The following is a 14066-nucleotide window of genomic DNA, read 5'->3' on the forward strand; positions in this document are numbered from 1 at the left end:
TTTAGTCAAATCTAATTACGTCTCCAACTTTGATAGGTTCTTGTGTTGGGACATCCAATAAAGAAGTAGAATCTGTCCTTAATTTTTTCTGAGGATTACTAGCGAAGTTTATGTTACTGAAAATGTAACTGGTGTCATCTTTAGCTTTGCAAAAGGAAACTTTTTCCAATACTTTAACTACTTTCAATCTAGCTTTGCTTCTTTTCAATTCATGTAGTACCTCATCCGTGAACGGATCTCTAATTTCAATGATATTACTTGAAAGGACAGATAGTGAATCACCTTTGCTAACACCGTCTAATTTTCCGGCATTTATAATTATTGTGTATTCATCAAGTATTGCAGCTACACCTAGTCTTTTGCCCATTTTTAAACCTCCAATCTAAATAATAAAGGTACGGTGGTGCACCCATTTTATACTTACTCCTTCGCCCCAGAGTGGAGGGGGTTATAAAATCACTTTCCCCACCAGCTCTACGCTTTGGTTACTCAAATATTTGATAGTTATAAATCACTTTTCCAATTACTTCTATTTCATCAACAGATTCTAAATCGAATGAATTTGTTTTAAATTCATCTGAATAACTTACTGGATCTAAATGCAGCTTCGTTTCAGTTCATCTAACACGCTTTACTGTGTACTCTCCGCTTAAAGCACTCCTTTTATCTAAAAAGTCTTTGACTTGCCACGACACGACCAACTATTTTTACTTCATCATTTTTACCGTAAACTTGCGGATAGTGTTGTGGATTGTTTGATTCAGGTATCAATATAATTTGATCATTATTGTACCTAACGCGTTTTACAGTAGCATTATACCCGTTAATCATTACAACGCCGAGCTGACCATTTTCTACAACAGCATCTTTTTCGACTACTACAATATCGCCTTCTTGAAACAGTTTATCCATACTATCTCCAGACACATACAAACCGAATTCTTCTTTATTAGAATTGAGGTTTTTAGTAGCAAAATATATGTAATCAATTAAATTTTCCTCTGTATAAATAGGCATTCCTGCTGATATTTTAGAGAGAACAGGAATTTTTTTGACTGGTAGGGTATCTAGTTTAGGTTGTTCATTTTCAATCCCCATGATGTAGGACGGGGAAACTTTTAAAGCTTTCGCTAGTTTTACGATTTTGTCTCTCTTCATGTTTTCTATATCGCCAGTTTCCCATTTTCTAACAGTAGATTTTCCCACACCAACTATATTTCCAACTTGTTCAAGAGTTAAATTTAATTCCTTACGTCTACTTTTGATGTCAGGTTTCATATCAAACACCCCCCCTAATTAGTATGTATTGAATATAGCACTAAAGTATCATAAAAGCAACAATTATATAGGTAGATAAAATAAAAATGTATTTTTAGACACTTTAGTGTTGACTTTATGACTTGCAGCGTGTAAGATTAAAGTATCTTAAAAGACACAGGAGGTGTTAAGTGATGAACAAAGCAAAACTTTATTCTACTTTGGCTATCAAAGAAATGCATGTAAATGATTTTTTAAGGGAGCTAAATAAGCGAGGACTAAAACTTTCAAAAAGTGCATATTATAGTAGGATTAGAGGAGAGCAGGAATTTGATATTAAAGAAATTAAAGCTATCGTTAAAGTGCTTAATTTAACTAAGGAGCAAATGAATGATATTTTTTTTGAAGAATTAGTGTCGTAAAAGACACTTAGGAGGTATAGCATGGAAGAATTACAAATTTTCAATTTTGAAGAATTACCAGTAAGAACATTAACAGTAGACGAGGAACCATATTTTGTAGGTAAAGATGTTGCCGAAATATTAGGTTATGCGAGAACTGACAATGCTATTCGGAACCACGTTGATAATGAGGATAAGCTGACGCACCAACTTAGTGCATCAGGTCAAAATAGAAACATGGTAATTATAAATGAATCGGGTTTATATAGTTTGATTTTCGATGCTGCTAAGCAAAGTAAAAATAAAAATATTAGAAAGATAGCAAAAAATTTCAAACGTTGGGTCACTTCAGAAGTACTACCATCCATTCGCAAACACGGTATCTACGCAACAGATAGTGTAATTGAGCAGACATTACAAAATCCAGATTACATTATCAACGTTCTTACAGAGTTCAAGAAAGAACGTGAAGGTCGACTAGTTGCTGAACAACAAGTGAAAGAGTTGCAACCTAAAGCTACTTATTATGACTTAATTCTTCAAAATAAATCTTTATTATCAGTAACTAAAATTGCTAAGGATTATGGAATGAGTGCTAGAGGATTAAACAAATTACTTCATGAATTAGGCGTTCAGTACAAGCAAGGCGACATTTGGTTGCTATATGCAAAGTACCAAGATAATGGATACACGCACACAAGCACTTATCCATTAGATGAAGAGCGTTCAAAAGTTACAACTAAATGGACGCAAAAAGGTAGATTGTTTATTTATGACTTACTGAAACGCAACAACATCCTACCGGTGATTGAAAAACAACCAACATAAAAGAGGAAATACACAACACACAAAGAAACCCAGTCGCTTTAATGAAAGATAACAACAAAACATTTTAAAGAAAAAGGAGTGAGGAGCCATGAAAAATTATAAACACAATTTGGATTTAGCAGAAGGTGCAGTAGAACGTCAAATCTATCAGCTAATACATGAGTATAACTTATCTTACAAACAGGTCATAAGAATTTTTGAAGAAGTTAGTAGTAAATTATTGCATCACATTCAAAACACAGAAATTTCTAAAGCTAAAAGACCCCTTGATTTAACAAGAGGTCGAAAAGGTTAGGCGTCAAGGTCTAAATAAATATCAGAATTAATAAACAGAAAGTAGGGATTGAAATGTTCAAGTTTTTAAATGATGTAAAAACTTCTTTAGAAAACCACCCTTGGGGTTGGAAAGAGCACTTACCTTATTTATTGATGTTATCTCTGTCACTAATTGGTTTGATTCTCGGAATTCTCTCAATGATTCTATAACAACAGGTTTTGTGTAAGTACCTTTATTGGTTATGACTCTAATAGTTACATCCCATTGCCATATCACGGAATATTCATCAAGTAAAAACTTACATTCTAAGCTTTCGTAAGGACCTAAAGTAAATGGCATTGAATAGTTTTTATTTTCATAAGGAACAATTTTAAAAGTTTTCCGCTCTCCAATTGTGTTTTCAATATCAAATTCAACATCGATTATGGAAATCGGGAATTTTGTGAAGTTGACAAAAGTCATATCGTTATAACTAGATTTATCAGCTTGAAGATATGTAGAGCTTCTAGTAGGCACGACTTCGATGTTAAGTGTGTCCTTCATATAATCCAAATAGTATTTCAGAGCAGTTAACACAAAGCTGAAAATAGATACACAAATTGCAATTACACCCATAGCTATTCACCTCCTTTCACAGGAGATAAATAAATTATAACAAATAACAAAACGAATAACGTAAAAGGAGAGAGAAACAATGAACATTCAAGAAGCGACAAAATTAGCGATGGAGAAAGGTAAAGCTATTTATAGAAGAGACATGAGAGAAAAGGGGTTAAGAGGGGAGCTATTACCTACAAACGATGTACATCACGGAATGTTGTACACTGTTCCAGAAAAAAAGACTTACGCGCAGAGGTGACAACCTTCAGCAGAGGACTTAACGGCTAACGATTGGGAAGTTACCGGTCTAGGCAAAGACATGGATTACATGAAGGACTTTTAGAAAGAAGGTGTTTGAATGACACAAACTATACAAGTTTCAGTTTCAATCCCTGAATCTCACGTTTTAATAGAAAAATCGGAATATCTCGAGCTACTAGAGATGACGCTAGATCCAGTTTGGAGTATGGATGATTTAAAAAAGAAGCTAAAAATGGCTTCTGAAGTCACAATTAAAAAGAAGTTATTAGAAAACTCAATATTCGAAAAGGAATTGAGGAGAAAAGGCATTGTGCATTACCCTGATGAAAATTTTAATCGTTGGCGTTTTAACGCTAGGAAAATGAATCGTTTCATTGATGAAAATTTTGAAGAAATACTCAAGGCGAAAGGAGGTGGTTAACATGAGACAAGAATTAGTTGCGTACGCAATGGTTGTAGCAGTAAGCGCCATATTATCGACCATATTAATATTCGGCGGAGCGTATTTTACCACACTGATAGCATCAGTACTAATCAGTAGTGCAGTGACTTATCACGGCACACATTACATGTTAAATGCATTAAAAAAGACTGAATGCTAACAGCAATTAGCAAACAGTCAAGGGTTGAAATGTTGGAAATAGTTTCAGCCCTAATTATATCAAATTAGGAGGAACAAGCAAATGCATTTTGAAAAGGGACATAAATATGTGTCAACTATCGAAGTTGACGGCTTCAAATTTAGAAAAGAAGTCACTAGACGTGACTTTAATATTAGAGTGGCTATTAAGACTTTAGGTAATGAGCTTATCGATTACATTGACATCTCTGACCGTGATTATGTTGATCAAGTTGATGGAATTTTAGGGCAGTCAATTTATAACTACATTGAAAATAACGCTGATGATTTAGACAAAATCATGGCTCGCTTTATGAAAGGAGGGGGATTTTAGATGAGTAATTTATTCGAGATCAACGAACGTTACCTACAAGTCTTAGATATGTGGGATGACGTAGAACCTGGAATTATCCAAGATACATTAGACTCGATCGAAGCGGAAACGCACGAGAAAGTCGACAATATTATCGGCTTAAAACGTAGCGTTGATGGGGACGTTGGTGTAATCGATGCAGAAATCAAACGTTTGCAGAAAATGAAAAAACAGAAAGCAAACTTATCAGACCGTTTAAAAAGCTATTTGGAAGTTATGCTTGAACAACGTGGTTTGAAGAAGTACAAAACGCCTACCAACCACATTTACAAACGTAAGAATGCACCTAGCGTGATTATCACAAATGAAAGCTTAATCGACAAGGCTTACTATATTCCGCAACCACCTAAACTCAATAAAACACAGATTAAAGAAGATATTAAAGCTGGTGCAGATGTGGAAGGAGCCGAACTACAAGCAAGTGAAAGTCTGGTGATTAAATAATGTCCGAAAAATTAAACCTATATCAAAAGATAGCAGACGTGAAAGCTAATATTGAAGGTTTTACCAAAGATACTAAAGGGTTCAATTATTCATATGTAAGTGGATCTCAGGTGTTACACAGAATACGTTCAAAAATGATTGAGCACAATTTACTACTGGTTCCTAAAACAGTGAATGAAAACTACAAGCCTATTGAAGTAAAAAAATATAACAAAAAACTAAATAGAGAAGTTGTAACAACAGAATTTGTAGTTGAAATGCAGTTAATTTACGTATGGATTGATGCTGACAATCCTACTGATAGGCTGGAATGCCATTTTTACGCAGTAGGTCAACAAGATGACGTTTCTAAAGCGCACGGTACAGCTTTAACATATGCTGAACGATATTTTCTTATGAAATTCTTTAATATCCCAACAGATGAAGACGATGCAGACGCTAAGCAAAAACGTGAACAGTACACAAAACCTGATGCAAAAGCTATTGGAACCTTAAAACAAAAAATGCTCAAATTTAGCAAACTTATGCAATCACAAGGAAAGCAAGTGAGCGTAGAAGACGTGCAACAGAATTTAGGTATTAGCGACTTACAATCTTTGACTAACAGTCAAATCAGTACATGTATTAAAAAAATAGATAACTGGAGTAAGCAAGTAAAGGAGAATGAATAATGATTAATAGAGTCGTATTAGCAGGACGATTAACAAAAGCCCCCGAATTCAGAACAACGCAATCAGGCGTGGAGGTAGCAACTTTTACATTGGCAGTTAACCGCAATTACAAAAATAAAAACGGAGAACAACAAGCAGATTTTATAAACTGTATTGTTTTTCGTAAGCAAGCAGAAAATGTGAAAAACTATCTAAATAAAGGAAATCTTGCAGGTGTAGATGGCCGCTTACAATCACGCAGTTATGAAAACCAAGAAGGCCGACGTGTTTATGTAACTGAAGTCGTTTGCGACAGCGTGCAATTTTTAGAACCTAAAAATAATAGCCAATCTAACAATCAACCTAAACAACAAGGACAAGCGCAGAATAATCCTTTTGATAACAGTGATGACGAGTTCTCGGATTTACCTTTCTAGGACGTGATTAGATGCCTTTAATTACTAGCTACATCACTCAAGATGACGGCACTACAACTGTTGTCATCTCGGGTGTTGAATTAGGTGATAAGGAAACGTTGCTACTCGATAACGGGTTCGATGTAGAGGTTGATGTAAATGTCGTAGATCCATTCAAAATCACTGGCAAACAACGTCGTAAGATATTCGCCTTGTGCAACGACATAGAGGCGCATACAGGGCAGCCTATGGACTATATGAGACATATGTTTATCGAGTATGTAAGAACATACTACGGCTATGATGAACGTATTTCTCTAAGTAATTGCACAAGGATGCAGGCTAGCCAAATCATCGAAATCACACTTGATTGGACATTTCACAACGACATACCACTTAGCTACAAAACGAGCAATTTATTGAAGCAAGACAAATCATTCCTATACTGGTCAACTGTCAACCGCAATTGTGTTATATGTGGTAAGCCAAAAAGTGATTTAGCACATCTTGAAACGGTTGGACGAGGACGAGATAGAACGAAGATTAATCACTATGGTAATAAAGTATTAGCTTTGTGCAGAGAACATCATACAGAGCAACATAACGTAGGAATAGAAAATTTTGATGATAAATATCATTTACACGACAGTTGGGTCGATGTAGATGATCGTTTGAATAAAATGTTGAAAGGAGAAGTTGGCCAATGAGTAAAAAGGATCACATTATTTATTTATCGATAATCCTGCTAAGTCTAATAGGCGTCGTACTTTCACTAATTTCCCTTTGTAATTAGTTGTGTGAATACCTTTATTAGTATGAATTTCAAAATCATAACTATGTAATGGTCTTTGTAAATCGAAAACTATGAATATTTTTTCAGAACTTAATGAAGATAAATTTACAGGTAATTTACTACTCTCATTTCTAATGTTTTTAGTTTTTGTTAATAACACTTTACTTTGTAATGATTCAATTTTCATATTTTCAACGTTATCACATATTAAAATTTTAGTGATTGATACAGGGTTTTTAGTTTTATTAATTACATTTAGTTCAAACACATTACGGTAATCTGCAACATAATGATTTTTTAAATCGACTGTGATATTTAACTTATTCTCTTTATGATCGATCCAATATTTATAAATAGTCAAAGTTAAAGAAATTATTGAAACAATCAATGCTATAAAAGGTACCCAAACCATAGCTATTACCTCCTTGAGTTGATAGCTAAATTATAACAGAAAGGAGCTGTTGTTATGGCAACGTTTAGAGTTTTTAAAGAAAGTGGCAACTTTGTAACTGTGCACAAAAATTTTATTACTGATGCTTCCTTAAGTTGGAAAGCAAAAGGAATTCTACTTTATCTATTAAGCAGACCTGATGACTGGCAAGTCTATGAGATTGAATTACAAAAACATGCTTTAGATGGACGAGATAGTGTAAGAAGCGGAATGAAAGAATTACAAGATGCAGGTTACATTCATAAAGAGAGAATTAGAGATGAAAAAGGTCATTTCAAAGAATACGAATATCAAGTTTATGAACAACCAACCTATGTCGGAAATTCCTACTTAGGAAAAGCTTACTTAGGAAATTCCCACTTAGGGAAACCCGACACTACTAATAATAACTCCACTAATAATAACTTAACTAATAATGACAGTAATATATTGTCGGGCAACCCGACCGTGTATCCATATGAATTTGTAATTGGCTATTTGAATCGACAAACAGGCAAGCAATATAAATCAACTACTAAAAAGAATCAGACAGTCATACGTGCTAGAACAGATGAAGGATTCACATTAGATGATTTTAAAAAGGTAATTGATAACAAAGTTGGAGAATGGAAAGGCACAGACATGGAAAAGTACCTAAGACCTGAAACGTTATTTGGTACAAAATTTGAAGGTTATCTAAATCAAGAAGTAGCTGAACCAAGTGGTAATGTACTTGAACAATTAATGGTGGAGGATGATGTCGATGGCTATGAACAAGCAACAGGCTATTAGCATTCTTCAAAAGATTGATGATCTATACGATATGGGGTTTAACCAAAATAAGCAGAAAGCTATTACGTGGGTAGAAACGTTGATGCGTAATGGAGATTATGAGCAAACAATCATTAAGCTCAATAACTTTATGAAAGCAAGTAAGTTTAAACCTACTATTGCAGATGTTCTTGCTAGTAAACCTAAAGCATTCGAAATAGATGAAAAACCGGTTGAAGAGACACACCAATACAAGCTAGAACATGACCCTGCATATAGACAAGAGTGGGAAGAAACACGACGTAAGGCACGTGCGTTCATCAAGGAGTTGCGTAGTAATGATTGATCGATTAAGCACAGAAGAATCAATCTTATGCAACTTGATGAAGTGGCCTGACTTGTATGCAAAATTCAAATTAAAGCCTTACATGTTTGTTGATGAAGATGTGAGTAAGATTATTAGCTACATTGTTGAAGTCGGGAAAGTAAATCCCAATGAGATTTACTTCAAATGTCGTGACGAGCAAGGTTTTGTTAATGTAGACCGCTTCACACAGATTAGTAAGTCAAAGGGTACGGACCCATCATTTTTTATGAACGATCAAATCAACCTACTGAACGACTATGTGACGCGTAAAGCTGTAGAATACTCTCAAGGTTTTTTGAGTAATCCTAATCAAACAGAATACCTATATTTACTCGATCAATTAAATAGTCTTAAAGACATCGACATTGAACAAGGTAATAGAACAGATGAGTTTTTAGCAGAAGTCATGGAATCAGTATTGAGTGATAAACCAAAAGAGTTGATTAAGACTGGATACGGACTACTCGATTACAAAATATATGGCTTTGAAAAAGGACAATTGAATGTAATAGCAGCAAGGCCGTCAATGGGCAAAACTGGATTTGCATTAAACACGATGTGGAACATTGCGAAAGCTGGATATGAAGTATCATTTTTTAGCTTGGAAACAACAGGAAATCTTGTTGTAGAACGTTTAGTCGCAATGATTGAAGGTGTTCCATTGTCGGATATTAAGCGACCAACAGAATTAAGCACGGAGAATACCAACAAGGTCATGAACGCTTTGAATAAGATAAAGCAGTTTAATATCAATATTTATGACGAGAGCAATCTGACGCCGTCTATAATACGTAAGCAAGCTTCTAAAGAGTCAGATAAACCGCAAGTCATATTCATTGACTACTTGCAACTGATGACGTCAGACACCCCTTCTAATGACAGACGTGTGGACGTAGAGAAGATAAGTCGTGATTTAAAAATTATAGCGAACGAAACGGGTTGCGTGATAGTTCTATTATCACAATTGAATAGGGGCGTAGAGGCACGTAATGATAAACGACCAATGATGAGCGACTTAAAAGAATCGGGTGGTATCGAAGCGGATGCCAGCATGATTTTTATGCTATATCGTGATGACTACTATAACCGTGATGAAGTGCATGAAGATGATAAATCTGAATTAGAAGTTAACGTAGCTAAAAACAAAGATGGTTCAACTGGTGTTGTGAAATTTGAATACTACAAATCAACGCAGAGGTTCTTTACATGACGGTACTAGAATTCAAAGACTTTTTGAGACGCCTCTTCAGCGTTGAATACAGCCACGATACACGCATGAAATTATTTATGGTGCAATTGGGTTGGGCAGTCGATAGATTGCTTGTGAGAGAGCGTATAAGTCCATTTGACGACTATGATGAAGTTAGTAGATTGATTTTTGATGAATTAGATGTGAATCAAAGGAGCAGACATGAAAGAAACTAGAATAGAAATATTTTATTTGGAAAACGATAGAAATCTCGGAAATCCGAAAGGGTCATCAAGACCGAGATTTAGTGGTGGTGGGCATACTTATATGCCTGCACCATATGTGAAGCATAAAAAGTTTGTAGCTGATCAACTACCACATTTGATGATAGATAAGCCAATAAGACTGACGGTTGAATTTTACTTCAAACCTAGTAAGTCGTGGCCGAAGTATAAAAAAGAAGCGTGTATAGGAAATCATCACACTATAAAGCCTGATATTGATAATTTACTTAAGACGATATTAGATGCAGGTAACAATTTATTATGGGTGGATGATACACTTATTTATGAAATCAAAACATTCAAAAAATATGCAGAGACTGCGCGAACAGTATTAACAATTATAGAAGGTGATTAATATGCGAAAAGTAATAGCGTTAAAACGTAAATGAGAGAAAATAGCACAAACAGAAATGGATAAATTCGATAAATACAAATACTGGAGTTGGTAAATATGCGTAAAAATCCTAGAGCAACATATGTTTATTTAAATGGAGAACGTATTTCTATTAGAAGTGCAGCAAAAAAATATAACGTACCATATACTACTTTGCGTGGTAGATATAATCGAGGTTTAAGAGGACCAGAATTAATTTATGGCAAAGGAGTATATGATTATCGTGATTAATAATGAATTAGTAAAAAAAGAGCAACGATTAAGTAACGAAGAGCGGTACGGAAGATTATCAGAGAGAGAATAACGTCAGCACATGAAAGAGCATTGAAACGTAAAAGACGTGAGCAACGTATCGCAAGAGCATTTGATAATTGGGAGGAGAAAGCTGATGAGAAGTAATTATTCATCGGTAAGTAGTTACCGTTTATATGATAGAGAAGGTCATCCGGCATTGTTAGTTATACCAGGAAAGGAACTGGTAAATGTAATAGGTTATGGTCCTTATTACAAACGATACGATGGCATTTATTCAGAAAAAAAGTTTAAGCACATTAAACACAAAAGTGAATTATACACAGCGGAAGAGCTGGAGCAGTTCAATGCGTAATTTAACTAATAACGTTAATCAACGCTATCGTGTAAATACAACAGGCAAAACACCAACACAGTTACAAAAAGAACTAGAAGATAAAGGTGTAAAAGGTTTTGTTGTGAAAGTAAATCAAGACAGAGTAACGATGTTGGTCGATCGTGCAGATATTAAAAGGAACAGGAAGTGTGTAAGGAATGGCAGAAGTTAAGTTATCTATAAAAGAATATCGCAATGTTGTTAAGAGTTTGTACACTTTAACAGAAAAACTCTATGAGATGACAAAGAAATGTAACGATTATAAACGCCAACGTGATGAACTGATTGAAGACATTGCTAGAGTACGTGAAGAACGTGACAAGTTGAAAGCTGAACGTGACAACTACAAAGATAAGCTAGATAAGGTGGTTGATCTATTCGTCAGCCACATCAATTTAAGACACAAGCTAGATGCAATTTTATACAGTGAAAAGGAGAACAGATAATGACTAACCAATTACAAATCAAATTATTATCAGATAATGCAACTATGCCTACACGCAATCATAGTACAGACGCAGGTTTTGATATTTACGCAGCAGAAACCGTCGTTCTTGAGCCGCAAGAAAAAGCATTAATTGCAACAGACATTGCTGTCAATATTCCGAAAGGTTATGTGGGACTGCTGACATCAAGAAGTGGTGTGAGTAGCAAGACTAACCTTGTGATTGAAACAGGCAAGATTGATGCAGGTTTTCACGGGAATATGAAAATTAATATTAAAAACGATATATCTTTATTTTTGCCTAACGGTTATGGGACGCAGACATTGATTAACATTGAGAATAAGCATATTTACGATGAGTTAAATAGTCATAAAATCGGCAGCTATGTTATTAATAAAGGCGACAAACTAGCGCAACTGGTTATTGTACCTATATGGACGCCAGAGTTAGAAGAAGTAGAAGAATTTGATAGTGAAACTGCAAGAGGAGAAAAAGGGTTCGGGTCATCAGGATTCTAAAGACATACTAACTAAAGTGAAAGAGGTGCTGAGGAAGTGAAACAATTCCTAATCAGAGAATTCAAAGATAGCACAGGTCATGTGCATAGACATGTAGAAAGTCCTAGAGAGAATGAACGTATGACGTTGGTAGAGGCAGAAGATAGAGAGGAAGCTAAGAAGAAAGTGAGTGAACGGGATGATTAAACGCATACTTAAAGATTTATTCTTAATCGCTATGTATGAGTTAGGGAAGTATCTCACTTCTCTACTCATCACTATTTTAGAAAGCGAAGATGATATTGATACTGCACCGAATGATTACGCACTAGAAACGGATCAATTCGACTTAAATGATTTTAGAGCGGAGGTAACAGACTAATGATGTTAACTATAACCACAATTAACAATAAAACATATTATGCGTTTTATAACACGCGGTATGAACATATTGTATTGAATGATTTGAATAATAAAAAATTTATCAAAGTCATTGATTCTAATGGACATAAAAACTTTCTACAAACATCTGTAATTGAAAACGTCGAAGTTGATGCTAGTAAAGATGCGCTAGAAAAATTTGAGAAGCGTGCAGAGGTGTCAGACTAATGTGGATTATCATATCGGTAATATTAGGCATTCTGTTACTTATCGAAATGAGGATTAGTTCAAGGCTTAAAAAAGAGTTAGAGATTTATCGGAACGCTTATATTAATATGGCAAAAAACATCTCTAATATTGATAATAAAAAATTATAGATAATAGCTTTGATTATAACTAAATGTTATAATAAGTGTATATTACTCTTGGCGGAGGTAACGAATGTACACACCATCTGAAGTAAAGCAGTTAATAATGGATTATCATTGGATGCGCAGATTGATTGATCATCAAGTATATGAGTATGATAGTACATCAATCGGACAGTATGGTATTGAATCAGCTATGCCTAAAGGTCAGGGCAACACTGGAGATAAAGTATTAGTACGTGTGATACGTAATGACAAGGATAGACGTAAGACACAAGACTTAATAGACAAGGTAGCTTTCATTGATGAATATGAACACTTGATTACTAATGATAAGAACTATTATATCTTGCAGCTGCTTAAACAAGGAGAAAGTATAACTGCTATCGAAGTATTTATGAAGTCCAGCAGAAAGAATATATATAGCAGAATCAATCAGATAGTAGATGTATATATGAAAGTGCAAAGGTAACAGAATACACAGATTACACACTTTACACAGATTACACACATTTTTGTTTAGCTGAATTAATTTTATATAATTGAGTTACAACAATATTATCAATTTGCAAACATACGCGCGATCAATACTATATTATATTTAGGCATGGCACCTGGTGTCATGTCTTTCTTTATGGAGGTGAGCTTGTGGATATAATAATCGTGTACGGTCCACCAGCAAGTGGTAAGACTACATATGTTAAACAACATATAACTGACGGTGATATGGTCTATGATTATGACGCTATATCACAAGCGATAACGTTTAGTAGTTATCAACAACATATATCACAAGCTCATGATACTTGCTTGCTTGTACGCAATATGATGTTAGATTACGCACAACATATAGATGAAGGTAGATTGTATATCATCACTACCTACCTATCCACGAAGATAACTGACAGGCTATCTAACTATCATACAGTTAGAATGAGCACAGACATAGATACATGTATTGAACGTGTGAACAACAGTAACAGAACAAACAAAGAAGAGTTAAAGAAAGTTATTCGTGAATGGTTTAACGATGGTAAAAGCAAACCAGCTAGTGATCGTAAAGTAGATAAAGAAACGATGAGATTCTATAAGTCGAAGAAGTGGCGTGAGACTAGGGAGAAGGTCTTGAAGAGAGATAATTATGAGTGTCAAGAATGTAAAAAACAAGGCATTGTAAAAACTATCGATCACTCTAAACATAAATCGTTAGATGTTGACCATATAAAAGAATTAGACAGCTATCCAGAGTTAGCATTTGATATGGATAATTTAGTAACTTTATGTGTTAGTTGTCATAACAAAAAGCATAACAGATATCAAAGAGGGAAACCATTTCCTAAAAAAGAAACGAAATGGACTGGTGATGAATGGTGGTAACCCCCCGCCTAAAAC

The 14066-nt window shown here is 34.7% G+C and carries 31 protein-coding genes and 1 pseudogene; 27 read left to right on the top strand and 5 right to left on the bottom strand.

What is annotated here, in order from left to right; translation table 11 throughout:
• Nucleotide 1: 1 nt before the first annotated feature.
• From MUA88_RS03865 to MUA88_RS03870, 3 genes and pseudogenes are all read right to left on the bottom strand, one after another.
• Nucleotides 2–367 carry a FlgT C-terminal domain-containing protein gene (locus tag MUA88_RS03865; protein WP_262605797.1) on the bottom strand — a complete coding sequence of 122 codons (366 nt, stop codon included), beginning with the start codon at nucleotides 365–367 and terminating at the stop codon, nucleotides 2–4.
• Between the two features lie 118 nt (nucleotides 368–485).
• Nucleotides 486–653 (bottom strand): annotated as a pseudogene (locus MUA88_RS10910) (DNA-binding protein); the annotation flags it as partial.
• A 10-nt stretch (nucleotides 654–663) separates the two neighbouring features.
• Complete coding sequence (locus MUA88_RS03870) at nucleotides 664–1278, bottom strand: LexA family protein (RefSeq protein ID WP_262605798.1); 615 nt, start codon at nucleotides 1276–1278, stop codon at nucleotides 664–666.
• A 173-nt stretch (nucleotides 1279–1451) separates the two neighbouring features.
• On the opposite strand from MUA88_RS03870, the gene MUA88_RS03875 reads away from it, so the two are divergent.
• The 3 genes from MUA88_RS03875 (at nucleotide 1452) to MUA88_RS03885 (ending at nucleotide 2781) form a co-directional block, all read left to right on the top strand.
• On the top strand, nucleotides 1452–1679 hold the full coding sequence (locus MUA88_RS03875; protein ID WP_262605799.1) for a BetR domain protein: 228 nt from the start codon (nucleotides 1452–1454) through the stop codon (nucleotides 1677–1679).
• Between the two features lie 21 nt (nucleotides 1680–1700).
• Nucleotides 1701–2486 carry a phage antirepressor gene (locus MUA88_RS03880; protein ID WP_262605800.1) on the top strand — a complete coding sequence of 262 codons (786 nt, stop codon included), beginning with the start codon at nucleotides 1701–1703 and terminating at the stop codon, nucleotides 2484–2486.
• An 88-nt stretch (nucleotides 2487–2574) separates the two neighbouring features.
• Nucleotides 2575–2781 carry a hypothetical protein gene (locus MUA88_RS03885; protein ID WP_262605801.1) on the top strand — a complete coding sequence of 69 codons (207 nt, stop codon included), beginning with the start codon at nucleotides 2575–2577 and terminating at the stop codon, nucleotides 2779–2781.
• A gap of 57 nt (nucleotides 2782–2838) precedes the next feature.
• On the opposite strand, the gene MUA88_RS03890 is transcribed toward MUA88_RS03885, so the two are convergent.
• Nucleotides 2839–3378, bottom strand: a complete 540-nt coding sequence (locus MUA88_RS03890) for a hypothetical protein (RefSeq protein WP_262560540.1) — start codon at nucleotides 3376–3378, stop codon at nucleotides 2839–2841.
• A 79-nt stretch (nucleotides 3379–3457) separates the two neighbouring features.
• Between MUA88_RS03890 and MUA88_RS03895 the strand changes: the two genes are divergently transcribed.
• The 8 genes from MUA88_RS03895 to MUA88_RS03930 all read left to right on the top strand — a co-directional run bounded on the left by MUA88_RS03895 (nucleotide 3458) and on the right by MUA88_RS03930 (nucleotide 6833).
• Nucleotides 3458–3622, top strand: a complete 165-nt coding sequence (locus MUA88_RS03895) for a hypothetical protein (protein ID WP_346658230.1) — start codon at nucleotides 3458–3460, stop codon at nucleotides 3620–3622.
• A gap of 99 nt (nucleotides 3623–3721) precedes the next feature.
• The gene (locus MUA88_RS03900; protein WP_262605802.1) at nucleotides 3722–4045 is read left to right on the top strand and encodes a DUF771 domain-containing protein; all 324 of its coding nucleotides are present in this window, start codon (nucleotides 3722–3724) and stop codon (nucleotides 4043–4045) included.
• 1 nt (nucleotide 4046) lies between these two features.
• Nucleotides 4047–4226, top strand: coding sequence for a hypothetical protein (locus MUA88_RS03905; RefSeq protein WP_262605803.1), 180 nt, complete (start codon nucleotides 4047–4049; stop codon nucleotides 4224–4226).
• Between the two features lie 81 nt (nucleotides 4227–4307).
• Nucleotides 4308–4577 (top strand): DUF1108 family protein, encoded by a 270-nt coding sequence (locus tag MUA88_RS03910; RefSeq protein ID WP_262605804.1) that lies wholly within the window; start codon nucleotides 4308–4310, stop codon nucleotides 4575–4577.
• Nucleotides 4578–5060: a siphovirus Gp157 family protein gene (locus MUA88_RS03915; RefSeq protein ID WP_262605805.1), complete on the top strand. Its 483-nt coding sequence runs from the start codon at nucleotides 4578–4580 to the stop codon at nucleotides 5058–5060.
• Nucleotides 5060–5731, top strand: coding sequence for an ERF family protein (locus MUA88_RS03920; protein WP_262605806.1), 672 nt, complete (start codon nucleotides 5060–5062; stop codon nucleotides 5729–5731). Before MUA88_RS03915 ends, MUA88_RS03920 begins: the two co-directional genes overlap by 1 nt.
• Entirely contained in the window at nucleotides 5731–6147 is a 417-nt protein-coding gene (locus MUA88_RS03925; protein ID WP_262605807.1) for a single-stranded DNA-binding protein, read from the top strand. The genes MUA88_RS03920 and MUA88_RS03925 overlap by 1 nt, the downstream gene beginning before the upstream one ends.
• Nucleotides 6148–6158: 11 nt before the next feature.
• Nucleotides 6159–6833: a putative HNHc nuclease gene (locus MUA88_RS03930; RefSeq protein WP_262605808.1), complete on the top strand. Its 675-nt coding sequence runs from the start codon at nucleotides 6159–6161 to the stop codon at nucleotides 6831–6833.
• A gap of 15 nt (nucleotides 6834–6848) precedes the next feature.
• Here MUA88_RS03930 and MUA88_RS03935 read toward each other — a convergent pair whose 3' ends face one another.
• Nucleotides 6849–7331: a hypothetical protein gene (locus MUA88_RS03935; RefSeq protein WP_262605809.1), complete on the bottom strand. Its 483-nt coding sequence runs from the start codon at nucleotides 7329–7331 to the stop codon at nucleotides 6849–6851.
• A 54-nt stretch (nucleotides 7332–7385) separates the two neighbouring features.
• Between MUA88_RS03935 and MUA88_RS03940 the strand changes: the two genes are divergently transcribed.
• From MUA88_RS03940 to MUA88_RS04010, 16 genes are all read left to right on the top strand, one after another.
• Nucleotides 7386–8141 (top strand): conserved phage C-terminal domain-containing protein, encoded by a 756-nt coding sequence (locus tag MUA88_RS03940; RefSeq protein WP_262605811.1) that lies wholly within the window; start codon nucleotides 7386–7388, stop codon nucleotides 8139–8141.
• Complete coding sequence (locus MUA88_RS03945) at nucleotides 8113–8466, top strand: replicative helicase loader/inhibitor (protein WP_262605812.1); 354 nt, start codon at nucleotides 8113–8115, stop codon at nucleotides 8464–8466. The genes MUA88_RS03940 and MUA88_RS03945 overlap by 29 nt, the downstream gene beginning before the upstream one ends.
• A complete protein-coding gene (locus MUA88_RS03950) occupies nucleotides 8459–9697 on the top strand; it encodes a DnaB helicase C-terminal domain-containing protein (RefSeq protein WP_262605813.1) in 1239 nt (412 codons plus the stop codon). The genes MUA88_RS03945 and MUA88_RS03950 overlap by 8 nt, the downstream gene beginning before the upstream one ends.
• Nucleotides 9694–9912, top strand: coding sequence for a hypothetical protein (locus MUA88_RS03955; RefSeq protein ID WP_262604830.1), 219 nt, complete (start codon nucleotides 9694–9696; stop codon nucleotides 9910–9912). The genes MUA88_RS03950 and MUA88_RS03955 overlap by 4 nt, the downstream gene beginning before the upstream one ends.
• Nucleotides 9899–10315, top strand: a complete 417-nt coding sequence (locus MUA88_RS03960) for a RusA family crossover junction endodeoxyribonuclease (protein WP_262604831.1) — start codon at nucleotides 9899–9901, stop codon at nucleotides 10313–10315. The genes MUA88_RS03955 and MUA88_RS03960 overlap by 14 nt, the downstream gene beginning before the upstream one ends.
• Nucleotides 10316–10411: 96 nt before the next feature.
• Nucleotides 10412–10585 carry a helix-turn-helix domain-containing protein gene (locus tag MUA88_RS03965; protein ID WP_262604832.1) on the top strand — a complete coding sequence of 58 codons (174 nt, stop codon included), beginning with the start codon at nucleotides 10412–10414 and terminating at the stop codon, nucleotides 10583–10585.
• 157 nt (nucleotides 10586–10742) lie between these two features.
• On the top strand, nucleotides 10743–10961 hold the full coding sequence (locus MUA88_RS03970) for a hypothetical protein (protein WP_262604833.1): 219 nt from the start codon (nucleotides 10743–10745) through the stop codon (nucleotides 10959–10961).
• The gene (locus MUA88_RS03975) at nucleotides 10954–11154 is read left to right on the top strand and encodes a hypothetical protein (protein ID WP_262605814.1); all 201 of its coding nucleotides are present in this window, start codon (nucleotides 10954–10956) and stop codon (nucleotides 11152–11154) included. The genes MUA88_RS03970 and MUA88_RS03975 overlap by 8 nt, the downstream gene beginning before the upstream one ends.
• Nucleotides 11141–11428: a hypothetical protein gene (locus MUA88_RS03980; protein WP_262605815.1), complete on the top strand. Its 288-nt coding sequence runs from the start codon at nucleotides 11141–11143 to the stop codon at nucleotides 11426–11428. The genes MUA88_RS03975 and MUA88_RS03980 overlap by 14 nt, the downstream gene beginning before the upstream one ends.
• On the top strand, nucleotides 11428–11946 hold the full coding sequence (locus MUA88_RS03985; RefSeq protein WP_262605816.1) for a dUTP diphosphatase: 519 nt from the start codon (nucleotides 11428–11430) through the stop codon (nucleotides 11944–11946). The genes MUA88_RS03980 and MUA88_RS03985 overlap by 1 nt, the downstream gene beginning before the upstream one ends.
• A gap of 36 nt (nucleotides 11947–11982) precedes the next feature.
• Complete coding sequence (locus MUA88_RS03990) at nucleotides 11983–12132, top strand: DUF1381 domain-containing protein (protein ID WP_262605817.1); 150 nt, start codon at nucleotides 11983–11985, stop codon at nucleotides 12130–12132.
• Nucleotides 12125–12307, top strand: coding sequence for a transcriptional activator RinB (rinB, locus tag MUA88_RS03995; RefSeq protein WP_262605818.1), 183 nt, complete (start codon nucleotides 12125–12127; stop codon nucleotides 12305–12307). The genes MUA88_RS03990 and rinB overlap by 8 nt, the downstream gene beginning before the upstream one ends.
• The gene (locus MUA88_RS04000; RefSeq protein WP_262605819.1) at nucleotides 12307–12534 is read left to right on the top strand and encodes a hypothetical protein; all 228 of its coding nucleotides are present in this window, start codon (nucleotides 12307–12309) and stop codon (nucleotides 12532–12534) included. Before rinB ends, MUA88_RS04000 begins: the two co-directional genes overlap by 1 nt.
• The gene (locus MUA88_RS10975; RefSeq protein WP_498050572.1) at nucleotides 12534–12683 is read left to right on the top strand and encodes a DUF1514 family protein; all 150 of its coding nucleotides are present in this window, start codon (nucleotides 12534–12536) and stop codon (nucleotides 12681–12683) included. The genes MUA88_RS04000 and MUA88_RS10975 overlap by 1 nt, the downstream gene beginning before the upstream one ends.
• A gap of 64 nt (nucleotides 12684–12747) precedes the next feature.
• Nucleotides 12748–13146 (top strand): hypothetical protein, encoded by a 399-nt coding sequence (locus MUA88_RS04005; protein WP_262605820.1) that lies wholly within the window; start codon nucleotides 12748–12750, stop codon nucleotides 13144–13146.
• 605 nt (nucleotides 13147–13751) lie between these two features.
• Entirely contained in the window at nucleotides 13752–14051 is a 300-nt protein-coding gene (locus MUA88_RS04010) for an HNH endonuclease (protein ID WP_262605110.1), read from the top strand.
• The last annotated feature ends 15 nt before the right edge of the window (nucleotides 14052–14066 follow it).

Source organism: Staphylococcus sp. IVB6240 (assembly GCF_025558425.1).
Taxonomy (GTDB): domain Bacteria; phylum Bacillota; class Bacilli; order Staphylococcales; family Staphylococcaceae; genus Staphylococcus.

Excerpts from the sequence above, each read along its gene's own strand:
- MUA88_RS03970 (WP_262604833.1), top strand. The coding sequence starts at position 10,743 with ATGAGAAGTAATTATTCATCGGTAAGTAGTTACCGTTTATATGATAGA.
- MUA88_RS04010 (WP_262605110.1), top strand. The coding sequence starts at position 13,752 with ATGAGATTCTATAAGTCGAAGAAGTGGCGTGAGACTAGGGAGAAGGTC.
- MUA88_RS03920 (WP_262605806.1), top strand. The coding sequence starts at position 5,060 with ATGTCCGAAAAATTAAACCTATATCAAAAGATAGCAGACGTGAAAGCT.
- MUA88_RS03895 (WP_346658230.1), top strand. The coding sequence starts at position 3,458 with ATGAACATTCAAGAAGCGACAAAATTAGCGATGGAGAAAGGTAAAGCT.
- rinB (WP_262605818.1), top strand. The coding sequence starts at position 12,125 with ATGATTAAACGCATACTTAAAGATTTATTCTTAATCGCTATGTATGAG.
- MUA88_RS03975 (WP_262605814.1), top strand. The coding sequence starts at position 10,954 with ATGCGTAATTTAACTAATAACGTTAATCAACGCTATCGTGTAAATACA.
- MUA88_RS03955 (WP_262604830.1), top strand. The coding sequence starts at position 9,694 with ATGACGGTACTAGAATTCAAAGACTTTTTGAGACGCCTCTTCAGCGTT.
- MUA88_RS03960 (WP_262604831.1), top strand. The coding sequence starts at position 9,899 with ATGAAAGAAACTAGAATAGAAATATTTTATTTGGAAAACGATAGAAAT.
- MUA88_RS10975 (WP_498050572.1), top strand. The coding sequence starts at position 12,534 with ATGTGGATTATCATATCGGTAATATTAGGCATTCTGTTACTTATCGAA.
- MUA88_RS03915 (WP_262605805.1), top strand. The coding sequence starts at position 4,578 with ATGAGTAATTTATTCGAGATCAACGAACGTTACCTACAAGTCTTAGAT.
- MUA88_RS03880 (WP_262605800.1), top strand. The coding sequence starts at position 1,701 with ATGGAAGAATTACAAATTTTCAATTTTGAAGAATTACCAGTAAGAACA.
- MUA88_RS03945 (WP_262605812.1), top strand. The coding sequence starts at position 8,113 with ATGGCTATGAACAAGCAACAGGCTATTAGCATTCTTCAAAAGATTGAT.
- MUA88_RS03950 (WP_262605813.1), top strand. The coding sequence starts at position 8,459 with ATGATTGATCGATTAAGCACAGAAGAATCAATCTTATGCAACTTGATG.
- MUA88_RS03910 (WP_262605804.1), top strand. The coding sequence starts at position 4,308 with ATGCATTTTGAAAAGGGACATAAATATGTGTCAACTATCGAAGTTGAC.
- MUA88_RS04000 (WP_262605819.1), top strand. The coding sequence starts at position 12,307 with ATGATGTTAACTATAACCACAATTAACAATAAAACATATTATGCGTTT.
- MUA88_RS04005 (WP_262605820.1), top strand. The coding sequence starts at position 12,748 with ATGTACACACCATCTGAAGTAAAGCAGTTAATAATGGATTATCATTGG.
- MUA88_RS03925 (WP_262605807.1), top strand. The coding sequence starts at position 5,731 with ATGATTAATAGAGTCGTATTAGCAGGACGATTAACAAAAGCCCCCGAA.
- MUA88_RS03930 (WP_262605808.1), top strand. The coding sequence starts at position 6,159 with ATGCCTTTAATTACTAGCTACATCACTCAAGATGACGGCACTACAACT.
- MUA88_RS03890 (WP_262560540.1), bottom strand. The coding sequence starts at position 3,378 with ATGGGTGTAATTGCAATTTGTGTATCTATTTTCAGCTTTGTGTTAACT.
- MUA88_RS03940 (WP_262605811.1), top strand. The coding sequence starts at position 7,386 with ATGGCAACGTTTAGAGTTTTTAAAGAAAGTGGCAACTTTGTAACTGTG.
- MUA88_RS03965 (WP_262604832.1), top strand. The coding sequence starts at position 10,412 with ATGCGTAAAAATCCTAGAGCAACATATGTTTATTTAAATGGAGAACGT.
- MUA88_RS03870 (WP_262605798.1), bottom strand. The coding sequence starts at position 1,278 with ATGAAACCTGACATCAAAAGTAGACGTAAGGAATTAAATTTAACTCTT.
- MUA88_RS03900 (WP_262605802.1), top strand. The coding sequence starts at position 3,722 with ATGACACAAACTATACAAGTTTCAGTTTCAATCCCTGAATCTCACGTT.
- MUA88_RS03905 (WP_262605803.1), top strand. The coding sequence starts at position 4,047 with ATGAGACAAGAATTAGTTGCGTACGCAATGGTTGTAGCAGTAAGCGCC.
- MUA88_RS03875 (WP_262605799.1), top strand. The coding sequence starts at position 1,452 with ATGAACAAAGCAAAACTTTATTCTACTTTGGCTATCAAAGAAATGCAT.
- MUA88_RS03935 (WP_262605809.1), bottom strand. The coding sequence starts at position 7,331 with ATGGTTTGGGTACCTTTTATAGCATTGATTGTTTCAATAATTTCTTTA.
- MUA88_RS03980 (WP_262605815.1), top strand. The coding sequence starts at position 11,141 with ATGGCAGAAGTTAAGTTATCTATAAAAGAATATCGCAATGTTGTTAAG.
- MUA88_RS03885 (WP_262605801.1), top strand. The coding sequence starts at position 2,575 with ATGAAAAATTATAAACACAATTTGGATTTAGCAGAAGGTGCAGTAGAA.
- MUA88_RS03985 (WP_262605816.1), top strand. The coding sequence starts at position 11,428 with ATGACTAACCAATTACAAATCAAATTATTATCAGATAATGCAACTATG.
- MUA88_RS03865 (WP_262605797.1), bottom strand. The coding sequence starts at position 367 with ATGGGCAAAAGACTAGGTGTAGCTGCAATACTTGATGAATACACAATA.